Raw genomic sequence first — 10,952 nt, 5'->3', positions numbered from 1 at the left:
AGCCGCGACGACGTGGCTGTATTCGGGATGATAATTGTCGCCGGGACCGTAGAGATTGGTCGGCATCACGCTGATGAAATCGGCGCCATACTGGCTGCGATAGGCCTCGGCCATCTTGATGCCGGCGATCTTGGCGATGGCATAGGGCTCGTTGGTCGGCTCCAGCGGGCCGGTCAGCATCGAATCCTCGCGCAGCGGCTGCGGCGCCAGGCGCGGATAGATGCAGGACGAGCCGAAGAACATCAGCTTCTCGCACCCATTGGCATGGGCCGCCTGGATCACATTGGTCGACATCGCCAGATTGTCGTAGAGGAACTCGGCGCGCAGCGTGTTGTTGGCGACGATGCCGCCGACCTTGGCGGCGGCGAGGAACACGGCCTGCGGCCGCTTCGCGGCAAACCAGGCATTGACCGCGGCCTGGTCGCGCAAATCGACCTCGCCGCGCGACACCGTCAGCAGATCGGCCTGTTCGCGCGCCAGCCGGCGCATCAACGCCGAGCCGACCATGCCGCGATGGCCGGCAACGAAAACCGTCTTGCCCTTCAGTTCAAACGCCGTGCTTGCCATTGGCCACATCCTGCCTGGCCTCGACGAGATCGCTGGCGACCATTTCCTTCACCAGTTGCGCGAACGGCGTCGTCGGCGCCCAGCCGAGCTTGGCGCGCGCCTTGCTGGCGTCGCCGATCAGAAGATCAACCTCGGTCGGACGGAAATAGACCGGGTCGATCTGCACCAGGGTCTTGCCGGACGCCTTGTCGACACCGATCTCCTCGACGCCCTTGCCGCGCCATTCGATGCTGCGGCCGACCTCGGCGAACGCCAGCTCGACGAACTCGCGGACCGAGCGGGTCTCGCCGGTCGCGAGCACGAAGTCGCCGGGCTCGTCGGCCTGCAGGATCTTGTGCATGCCTTCGACATAGTCGCGAGCATGGCCCCAGTCGCGCTTGGCATCGAGATTGCCGAGATAGAGCTTATTCTCCAGGCCGACCTCGATGCGGGCGACGGCGCGGGTGATCTTGCGCGTCACGAAGGTCTCGCCGCGGATCGGGCTCTCGTGGTTGAACAGGATGCCGTTGCTGGCGAACATGCCGTAAGCCTCACGGTAGTTCACCGTGATCCAGTAGCCATACAGCTTGGCGACGCCATAGGGCGAGCGCGGATAGAACGGCGTGGTCTCCTTCTGCGGCACCTCCTGCACGAGCCCGTAGAGCTCCGAGGTCGAGGCCTGGTAGAACCGCGTCTCCTTTTCCATGCCGAGGATGCGGATCGCCTCCAGAAGGCGCAGCACGCCGATGGCGTCGGCATTGGCGGTGTATTCCGGGCTCTCGAAACTGACCTGGACGTGGCTCTGGGCGGCGAGGTTGTAGATCTCGGTCGGCCGGATCTGCTGCACCAGCCGGATCAGATTGGTCGAATCGGTCATGTCGCCGTAGTGCATCAGGAACGGCACGTTGCCGGCGTGCGGATCCTGGTAGAGATGGTCGACGCGCGCGGTGTTGAACGAGGACGACCGGCGCTTGATGCCGTGCACGGTATAGCCGAGGCCAAGCAGATATTCGGCGAGGTACGCGCCGTCCTGCCCGGTGATGCCGGTGATCAGCGCAACGCGCCGCTTTGAGTCCTGAGCCGCCGAATCCTTAACCGCCATGTCATCTCCAGAAAGCGCGAAAACCGCGCGGTCCCGACGAGGCCGGTCTGTAGCACCCGGCCTGCTTCAAGTCTAATGGCTTAATCGTTTGAAATCAGGACTTTAGAGCCTCGAAAAGTGGCGTCGTTCGGCGCAGAGCCGGTCACTCCCCGTAGTGGCGCAGCCGATCAAGCTCGATGATCGTCACCCCGCCATATTCAAGCCGCAGCAGGCCCTCGCGCTCGAGCCGTTTCAGGCACTGGTTGGCGTTCTGCCGGGAGATACCCGACAGCGCCCCGATCTCCTCCTGGGTGATCTCCAGGTGCAAGGTGAGCTCGGGGTAGAGAATCGGATTGAACAGCGAGGCGATCGAGCGCGCCAGCCGCGCGGTGGCGTCCAGCGTGCGGCCATATTCGAGCAGCGCGATGAACTGGCCGAGCCGCTCGTTGAGCTGTCCCACCAGGAAGCGGTTGAAGCCGACGCTGTTCTCGAACAGCCAGACGAAGGTCCGGCGATCCATCATCGCGAGGCGCGTGTCGCGCAGCGCGACCACGTCGTAGCGCCGCAGCTCGTTCTTGAGCACGGTGCCCTCGCCGAACCAGGCGCCGGCGGTGAGGCCCGCAAAGCTCGCGGCCTTGCCGCCGCGCGAGACGATGCCCATCCGCGCCAGCCCGGTGACGATGCCGGTCCAGTACTGGAAATTGTCGCCGCGCATGAAGATGAATTCGTTGGCGCGGTAGGACTTCTCGGAAATGCCGGCGCGCGCGATTTCGATCTCTTGCTCGCTCAGTTCGCGCGACCAGGCCGCGATGCGCTTGAGGTAATCAGCAGCAATCATTCTAGCGACGGCATCCCACCCCAAGATACTGACACGATATTGCACCGCAGCAACGCCGTGCGCGAAGCCAGGAACCCGCTTCCTGCAATGCCAGCGAAAATTCCTGACCAATTGTCGGGCACATGACAATTCAACCTATCGCTTTCTCGTATTCAGAGCCACCTCGCCTAACGCCGCGCAGCGCCTTGATGGATCGCTGACCGCGGACGACGCGAGAGACGGGCTTGCAGGCGGGGTGCGGCGTTACCGCGCATGACGCAGGCGATCGGGGCGAGCGATGCTCCCGAACGCCGGCTTCATTAGTCGGATGGTCTCCCTCCGGCGGCCCATGTAAGATCGAAGCAGGATCGAAGCGAAGATAAAGAGCGCGCCAAAGCGCCCGTATCTGGAGGGAACAGGGTGGCCAACAGTCTCGAGGTGCGCGGAGTCTCATTGCGCTTTGGCGGCGTCCGCGCGCTGACCGAAGTCAGCTTCGGCGTCGACGAGGGCGAGCTGTTCTCCATCATCGGCCCGAACGGTGCCGGCAAGACCTCGATCGTCAACTGCATCTCCGGCCGCTACCGGCCGACCGAAGGCCAGCTGTTCTATCGCGGCCAGGACATCACCGGCCTCACCCCGAACGCGCGGCCTCGTCTCGGCATCGGCCGGACCTTCCAGAATCTCGCGCTGTTCCACCATATGAGCGTGCTCGACAACATCATGGTCGGCCGCCATCACCTGCTGAAGAACAACTTCGTCACGGGATCGCTGTACTGGCTGACCGGCGCCGGCCGCGAGGAGCTGGAGCACCGCCGCAAGGTCGAGGAGATCATCGACTTCCTCGATCTGCAGTCGGTGCGCAAGGCGACCGCCGGCACCCTGCCCTACGGCTTGCGCAAGCGCGTCGAGCTCGCCCGCGCGATGGCGCTGGAGCCGCAGCTGATCCTGCTCGACGAGCCGATGGCCGGCATGAACTTCGAGGAGAAGGAAGACATGGCGCGCTACATCGTCGATCTCAACGAAGAGTTCGGCATGACGGTCATGATGATCGAGCACGACATGGGCGTCGTGATGGACATCTCCCACCGCGTCATGGTGCTGGATTTCGGCCGCAAGATCGCCGAGGGCGATCCGGCCGCCGTGCTGGCCGATCCCCACGTCAAGCGCGCCTATCTCGGCGAAGAGGACGAGGTGCTGGTCGATCCCGACGACAAGCCGGCGGTGCGGGAGAGCGCGGCATGATGGACTATGCCGGTCGCGCCGCGCAGGCCGACACCTTTCCCAAGATGCTGCGTCTCAACGCCAGGGAACACGGCGGCGAGATCGCGCTGCGCGAGAAGGATTTCGGGCTGTGGCGCGAATTCACCTGGAACGACTACCAGACCCGCACCCATGATTTCGCGCTCGGCATGGTCGAGCTCGGGCTCGGCCGCGGCGACGTGATCGGCATCATCGGCGACAACCGGCCGGACTGGGTCGCCGCCGAGATCGCCAGCCACGCGATCGGCGCGATGAGCCTCGGCCTCTACCGCGACGTGCTGGATGAGGAAGCTTCCTATCTCCTGACCTATGGCGAGGCCAAGCTGGTCTTCGCCGAGGACGAGGAACAGGTCGACAAGCTGCTCGGCCTTGCCGACCGCGTGCCCAATCTCAAGCACATCGTCTATTCCGACCCGCGCGGCATGCGCAAATACGACGATCCGCGGCTGATGGAGGCGAGCAAGCTCGTCGCACTGGGCCGCGACCGCGCCGCGCGCGAGCCCGGCCTGTACGAGCGGCTGGTCGAAGCCACACGCGGCGAGGACGTCGCGATCCTCTGCACGACCTCGGGCACGACGGCCAACCCGAAGCTTGCGATGCTCTCGGCCGGGCGCGTGCTGCGGCACTGCGCGACCTATCTCGCCTTCGATCCGAAGGGGCCGGACGACGAATATGTTTCGGTGCTGCCGCTGCCCTGGATCATGGAACAGATCTACGCGCTCGGCAAAGCGCTGCTCTCCCGGATGAAGGTCAACTTCGTCGAAGAGCCCGACACCATGATGAACGACTTCCGCGAGATCGCACCGACCTTCGTGCTGTTCGCGCCGCGGGTCTGGGAATCGATCGCGGCCGACGTCCGCGCCGGCGTGATGGACGCCTCGCCGTTCAAGCAGCGGCTCTACGATCTCGGCATGAAAACCGGGCTTGCGGCGCTCGCCGAAGGCAAGCGCTCTGTCTTCGCCGACCAGCTCTTGTTCCGCACGCTGCGCGACCGGCTCGGCTTCACGCGGCTGCGCTCGGCGGCAACCGGCGGCGCGGCGCTCGGGCCGGATACTTTCAAGTTCTTCCAGGCGATGGGCGTGCCGCTGCGCACGCTGTACGGCCAGACCGAGCTGCTCGGCGCTTACACGCTGCATCCCGAAGGCAAGGTCGATCCCGATACCACGGGCGTTCCGATGGCCGACAACATCGAGATCCGCATCGACAATGCCGACGTCAACGGCGTCGGCGAGATCGTGGTGCGGCACCCGAACATGTTCCACGGCTACTACAAGAACCCCGAAGCATCGGTCGCCGACATCAGGGACGGCTGGATGCACTCGGGCGATGCCGGCTACTACAACGACAATCGGCAGCTCGTCGTGATCGACCGCATCAAGGATCTCGCGGAGACCTCGCGCGGCGAGCGCTTCTCGCCGCAGTTTATCGAGAACAAGCTGAAGTTCTCGCCCTATGTCGCCGAGGCGGTGGTGCTCGGCGCCGGCCGCGACGCGCTCGCCGCGATGATCTGCATCCGCTACTCGATCATCTCGAAATGGGCGGAGAAGAACCGGATCTCGTTCACGACCTATACCGACCTGTCCTCGCGGCCCGAGGTCTACGCGCTGTTGAAGAAAGAGGTCGAGACGGTCAACGCCACCCTGCCGCCGGCCCAACGCATCTCGCGCTTCCTGCTGCTCTACAAGGAGCTCGACGCCGACGACGGCGAGCTGACGCGGACCCGAAAGGTCCGCCGCGGCGTCATCAACGAGAAATACGCCGACATCATCGAGGCGATCTACCGCGGCAAGGCCAACATCCCCGTCGACACCGTGATCCGCTTCCAGGACGGCACGGCGCAGCGCGTCCGCACCACGCTCGAGGTCGTCGATCTCGGCCGCGCCGCGATTGCGGAGGCCGCTGAATGAGACATCTGGTCACAGCGTATTCGGCCGTCATGCGCGGGCTTGACCCGCGCATCCATCCCCTTCGCAAGGGTCTTCATTCGCGATGGATCGCCGGGTCAAGCCCGGCGATGACGATCTGCAAGGTTGGCAACACCCCATGAACATCCAGTTCCTGATCCAGCTGATCGTCAATGGCCTCGTGGTCGGTACGCTGTACGGCGTGGTCGCGATGTCGTTCGTGCTGATCTACAAGGCGACGCAGGTCGTCAACTTCGCGCAGGGCGAATTGCTGCTGGTCGGCGCCTGGGTGTGCTGGGCGCTGCTGACGAAGTACCAGCTGCCGTTCTGGGTGGGCATGCCGATCACGCTGGTGTTCATGTTCATCTTCGGCATCGCGATCCAGGTCGTGATCCTGCGGCCGATGATCGGCGAACCGATCATCTCAGTCATCATGGTGACGATCGGCCTCTCGACCGTGTTCCAGGCTGCGCTGAAGTGGATCTTCGGCGTCAACCCGCAGCCGTTCCCGCGCGTGTTCCAGAGCCAGTCGGTCAGCCTGTTCGGGCTGCAGATCCAGACCGTCTATGTCATGAGCCTCGTGGTCTCGCTCGCCATGATGGTCGGCATGGCCTGGTTCTTCCGCGCCTCCAAATACGGCCTTGCGATGCGCGCCACCGCTTTCAACCAGCAGGTCGCGCAGTCGCTCGGCATCTCCGTGAAGAGCGTGTTCGCGATGGCGTGGGCGATCTCGGCCACAGTCTCGGCGGTCGCCGGTGTCGTGGTCGCCGTGGTCAACGGCGTGTCGTCCGGCCTCTCCGCCTACGGCATCAAGGTGTTTCCGGCCGCTATCCTCGGCGGGCTCGACTCGGTCGGCGGCGCCGTGCTCGGCGGCATCATCATCGGGCTCCTGGAAAACGTCGCCCAGTATGTCGACAGCGAGTATCTGCACTGGGGCAATCTCTACGAGATCGCGCCGTTCTACGTCCTGATCATCATCCTGATGATCAAGCCGTACGGGCTGTTCGGCACCAAAGACATCGAGCGGGTCTGATCAATGGCAACGAGCACCCTCATTCCGGCGGGCGATTTCCGCACCAGCTACGCGGCCGACACCACGATCTTCCCGACCGCGACCAGCCGCAACTTCGCGATAGCAGGCATTGCACTCGCCTGTTTCGCGCCGATGCTGCTGTCCAACTACCTGCTCTCGATCGCGATCCAGATCGGCATCTTCGCGATCGCGGCGCTCGGCCTCAACGTCCTGGTCGGCTTCACCGGCCAGATCTCGATCGGCCACGCCGCGTTCTTCCTGTTCGGCGCCTTCACCTCGGCCTACATCTCCAACAACGCACCGATCCCGGTATTCTTCGCGATCCCCCTCGCCGGCGTGATCACGGCGCTGGTCGGCCTGGTCTTCGGCGTGCCGGCGGCACGGCTGAAGGGGCTCTACCTCGTCATCGCGACGCTCGCCGCGCAGTACATCCTGCTCGACTTCTTCTCGCGCGCCGACTGGTTCTCGGGCGGCTCGGTGCCGGCCACCGCCAATCCGTTCTCGATCTTCGGCTACACGCTGCGCGGCGACCGGCAGTATTTCTACGTCGTGCTCGCCTACATGGTGATCAGCTACCTGCTGGTCACCAATCTGATGCGCACCCGCGACGGCCGTGCGCTGATCGCGATCCGCGATCACTATCTCTCCGCCGAGATCATGGGCATCAACCTGACCAAGTACCGGACACTGTCGTTCGGACTTGCCGCCTTCTTTGCCGGCATCGCGGGCGCGCTCTACGCGCACTATCAGCTCGTCGTCTCCCAGGAAGGCTTTGGCATCGAACGCTCGGTGCTGTTCCTGGCGATGGTCATCATCGGCGGAACCGGGTCGGTGATGGGCACGCTGATGGGCACGGCCTTCGTGGTGTTGCTGCCGGAATCGATGGAATGGCTGAGCGCCTGGCTGAAGGGCAGCGCCATCGACAAGGCGCTGCAGCTCAACAACAACATCACCTTCCTGCGCGAGATCGCGATCGGCCTGATCATCATCGGCTTCCTGATGTTCGAGCCGGACGGCCTCGCGCATCGCTGGCGGCAGATCAAGGCCTACTGGAAGCTCTATCCGTTCTCACACTGACGCTTGAAGCAACTCAAATTCGGTTCAACGAATAAAAGGAGGAAACAACAATGACGATTAGATCCCTTTTGAGCTCGGTCTCCCTCGCGCTGCTGATCAGCAGCGCGGCCGCCACCGCGCAGGCGCAGATCGCCATCGGCCATCTGCAGGACCTCTCGGGCGGCACCTCCGACGTCGGCACGCCCTATGGCCAGGGCGTCGCCGACACCTTCGCCTGGGTCAACAAGAACGGCGGCGTCGGCGGCAAGCAGCTCAGCGTCGACAGCAACGACTATGGCTACCAGGTGCCGCGCGCGATCGCGCTGTACAAGAAGTGGTCGGCATCCGACGCCAAGGTCGCGGCGATCATGGGCTGGGGCACGGCGGATACCGAGGCGCTGACCGGCTTCCTTGCGCAGGACAAGATTCCCGACATGTCGGGCTCCTATGCGGCCGCACTGACCGATCCCGAAGGCACCAGCGGCAAGGCCAAGCCCGCGCCGTACAACTTCTTCTACGGCCCGAGCTACTCGGATGCGCTGCGCGCCGAGCTGACCTGGGCGGCCGAGGACTGGAAGGCGAAGGGCAAACCCGGCAAGCCCAAATTCGTCCACATGGGCGCCAACCACCCCTATCCGAACGCGCCGAAGGCCGCCGGTGAGGCGCTCGCCACCGAGCTCGGCTTCGAGGTGCTGCCGCCGCTGGTGTTCGCGCTGTCGCCCGGCGACTACTCGGCGCAGTGCCTGAGCCTGAAGAGCTCGGGCGCCAATTACGCCTATCTCGGCAATACCGCGGCTTCCAACATCTCGGTCATGAAGGCCTGCAAGACTGCCGGCGTCGACGTCCAGTTCCTCAGCAACGTGTGGGGCATGGACGAGAATGCCGCCAAGACCGCAGGCGATGCCGCCGACGGCGTGATCTTCCCGCTGCGCACGGCGGTCGGCTGGGGCGGCAATGCGCCCGGCATGAAGACGGTGATGGAGATTTCCAAGATGTCCGATCCGTCGGGCAAGGTCTATCGCCCGGTGCACTACATCGCCGCGGTCTGCAGCGCGCTCTACATGAAGGAAGCGCTGGATTGGGCCGCCAAGAACGGCGGCGCCACCGGCGAGAACGTCGCCAAGGGCTTCTACCAGAAGAAGGACTGGGTGCCGGCCGGCATGGACGGCGTCTGCAATCCCTCGAACTGGACCGAGAAGGATCATCGCCCGACGACGAAGGTCGACCTCTATCGCGCCAAGGTTTCCGGCGCGACCGATGGCGACATCAATGACCTGATGGGCAACGGCACGATCAAGCTCGAGAAGGTGAAGACCGTCGAACTGCCGCGCAAGCCGGAATGGTTTGGCTGGTGAGGCCGTAACTCAGGAAGTCGTCATCCCTCGCGAAGGCGGGGGATCCAGTACGCCGCAGCCTCTCGATTGATCGCTGGCGCGTCTGGAATACTGGGTCACCCGCTCTAGTGCGCAGTTGCGCACGAAACGCGGGTGACGACAGTGGAGAGAGTGATCGAGACCATGAACGAAACCCTCGAAACGACCCGCCCGGTGCCGACGGCAGTCCCGCCGCCGCCACTGCTCAGCGTCAACAACATCGAGGTCGTCTATGACGACGTCATCCTGGTGCTGCGCGGGCTCAGCCTCGAGGTACCGAAGGGCGCGATCGTGGCGCTGCTCGGGGCGAACGGCGCCGGCAAGTCGACCACGCTGAAGGCGATCTCCGGCCTGCTCAAGACCGAGGACGGCGAAGTCACCCGCGGCGAGATCCTGTTCGAGGGCCAGCGCATCAACGGCATCGATCCGGACAAGATCGTCCGCCGCGGCATCTTCCAGGTGATGGAAGGCCGCCGCATCGTGGCCGACATGACGTCGCTGGAGAATCTGCGGCTCGGCGCCTTCACCCGGCGCGACCGCGAGGTCTCGGCCGATATCGACATGGTGTTCAAATATTTCCCGCGCCTGAAGGAGCGCACCGGCCTCGCCGGCTACCTCTCCGGCGGCGAGCAGCAGATGCTCGCGATCGGCCGCGCGCTGATGGCGCGCCCGAAGATGATCCTGATGGACGAGCCCTCGATGGGACTGTCGCCGCTGCTGGTCAAGGAAGTGTTCGCGATCATCAAGGAGATCAACCGCGACCTCGGCGTCACAATCCTGCTGGTCGAGCAGAACGCCCGCGCCGCGCTGTCGGTCGCGAGCCATGGCTACATCATGGAGCAGGGCAAGGTGGTGCTCGACGGCTCGGCCGACGAGCTGCGCGACAACGAGGACGTCAAGGAGTTCTACCTCGGCGGCGCCGGCGACCAGCGCAAGAGCTTCAAGAACCTGAAGAGCTTCAAGCGGCGCAAGCGCTGGCTGTGAGGATATCGAGCGTTTTCGGGCGGAGTTGCGTGTGCAGAAAACGCGTCAGACCAGGAAGGCGGTTCTATCCGAGCACCTGCTCGGCCTCAGTGACCGCACAGAGAACATGGTAGAACGAGGACGCCGGGATCGTGGCGACCAGCGACGCGCCCTCGCGGTCGAACTGGTCGTACCAGCCGCCGGCCACGGGATGGCTGAGATAGTGCCGCTCCAGCAGCACCAGCGCCGCGCGGGCCTCGTCCGCCGCGCCAGCTTCGCCCGACTCCGCCTGCGCGATCCAGGCCTTCGCCAGCTCGCTCTGCGGCCACAGCCGCCTGCTGTGGCGGCGGATGTTGCCCTCGGTATCGCCCTCGTCGATCAAGCAGCCGGTGGCGTCGCGGTAGCGCAGCGCAGAGGCCAAGAGCTCGCCGCGCGGGCGCCCCGTAGGGCAACCGGTGATCCGTTCAAATCCCTTCAGCAGCCAGACCCATTCCGCGAGGTGCCCGGGCTCGACGCTGACCGGCGGGATCTTCGACCAGTCCTCCTCGAAATATTCGCCGAGAGTGTGCGTCTGCTTGTCGTAGAGATTGGCCAGGAACAGCGCGAAGAAGTCGCCGGCGCGGTTCTGGAACGACAAATCATGCGTCGCGTCGAAGCAGGCGATCATCGCCTCGAACAGATGCATCTGCGGGTTCTGCCGGCGCGGCATCGACGGCGGCAGGCCTTCCTGGAAGCCGCCATGGGGCGAGCGCAGCTGGGTGTCGAGGAACGACAGCAGCGCGTCGATCTCGGCGCGGATCTGGGCGTCCTGGTCGAGGCCGTAGGCGGTCGCCAGCGCGAGCAGCACGAAGGCGTGGCCGTAGGTGTCGCGCAGCGGGTCATGCACGCCGCCGTCCGGCGACAGGCTGTAGACGAAGCC

At 64.7% G+C, this 10,952-nt stretch carries 10 protein-coding genes; 6 read left to right on the top strand and 4 right to left on the bottom strand.

The window, feature by feature from the left end; all coding sequences use genetic code 11:
- From H8B02_RS39725 to H8B02_RS39715, 3 genes are all read right to left on the bottom strand, one after another.
- On the bottom strand, window positions 1–567 hold a 567-nt coding region (locus tag H8B02_RS39725), incomplete at its 3' end, for an NAD-dependent epimerase/dehydratase family protein (protein ID WP_229171162.1).
- The gene (gmd, locus tag H8B02_RS39720) at window positions 548–1,648 is read right to left on the bottom strand and encodes a GDP-mannose 4,6-dehydratase (RefSeq protein ID WP_229171161.1); all 1,101 of its coding nucleotides are present in this window, start codon (window positions 1,646–1,648) and stop codon (window positions 548–550) included. The genes H8B02_RS39725 and gmd, both read right to left, overlap by 20 nt.
- A 142-nt stretch (window positions 1,649–1,790) precedes the next feature.
- Window positions 1,791–2,465 carry a Crp/Fnr family transcriptional regulator gene (locus tag H8B02_RS39715; protein ID WP_092115508.1) on the bottom strand — a complete coding sequence of 225 codons (675 nt, stop codon included), beginning with the start codon at window positions 2,463–2,465 and terminating at the stop codon, window positions 1,791–1,793.
- A gap of 399 nt (window positions 2,466–2,864) precedes the next feature.
- Here H8B02_RS39715 and H8B02_RS39710 point away from each other — a divergent pair, with 399 nt between their 5' ends.
- From H8B02_RS39710 to H8B02_RS39685, 6 genes are all read left to right on the top strand, one after another.
- A complete protein-coding gene (locus H8B02_RS39710) occupies window positions 2,865–3,686 on the top strand; it encodes an ABC transporter ATP-binding protein (RefSeq protein WP_229171160.1) in 822 nt (273 codons plus the stop codon).
- Complete coding sequence (locus tag H8B02_RS39705) at window positions 3,683–5,611, top strand: long-chain fatty acid--CoA ligase (protein ID WP_229171159.1); 1,929 nt, start codon at window positions 3,683–3,685, stop codon at window positions 5,609–5,611. The genes H8B02_RS39710 and H8B02_RS39705 overlap by 4 nt, the downstream gene beginning before the upstream one ends.
- Window positions 5,612–5,747: 136 nt before the next feature.
- Entirely contained in the window at window positions 5,748–6,641 is an 894-nt protein-coding gene (locus H8B02_RS39700; protein ID WP_229171158.1) for a branched-chain amino acid ABC transporter permease, read from the top strand.
- A gap of 3 nt (window positions 6,642–6,644) precedes the next feature.
- Complete coding sequence (locus tag H8B02_RS39695; RefSeq protein WP_229171157.1) at window positions 6,645–7,718, top strand: branched-chain amino acid ABC transporter permease; 1,074 nt, start codon at window positions 6,645–6,647, stop codon at window positions 7,716–7,718.
- 50 nt (window positions 7,719–7,768) lie between these two features.
- The gene (locus tag H8B02_RS39690) at window positions 7,769–9,052 is read left to right on the top strand and encodes an ABC transporter substrate-binding protein (protein ID WP_229171156.1); all 1,284 of its coding nucleotides are present in this window, start codon (window positions 7,769–7,771) and stop codon (window positions 9,050–9,052) included.
- A 162-nt stretch (window positions 9,053–9,214) separates the two neighbouring features.
- The gene (locus tag H8B02_RS39685; RefSeq protein ID WP_092115514.1) at window positions 9,215–10,054 is read left to right on the top strand and encodes an ABC transporter ATP-binding protein; all 840 of its coding nucleotides are present in this window, start codon (window positions 9,215–9,217) and stop codon (window positions 10,052–10,054) included.
- 64 nt (window positions 10,055–10,118) lie between these two features.
- Here H8B02_RS39685 and H8B02_RS39680 read toward each other — a convergent pair.
- Window positions 10,119–10,952, bottom strand: an 834-nt coding sequence (locus H8B02_RS39680) for an AGE family epimerase/isomerase (RefSeq protein WP_229171155.1), incomplete at its 5' end; no start/stop codon positions are given.

Source organism: Bradyrhizobium altum, from assembly GCF_020889705.1.
In the GTDB taxonomy this organism is placed as follows: domain Bacteria; phylum Pseudomonadota; class Alphaproteobacteria; order Rhizobiales; family Xanthobacteraceae; genus Bradyrhizobium; species Bradyrhizobium altum.
This window is presented reverse-complemented; position numbering and strand designations above follow the sequence as displayed.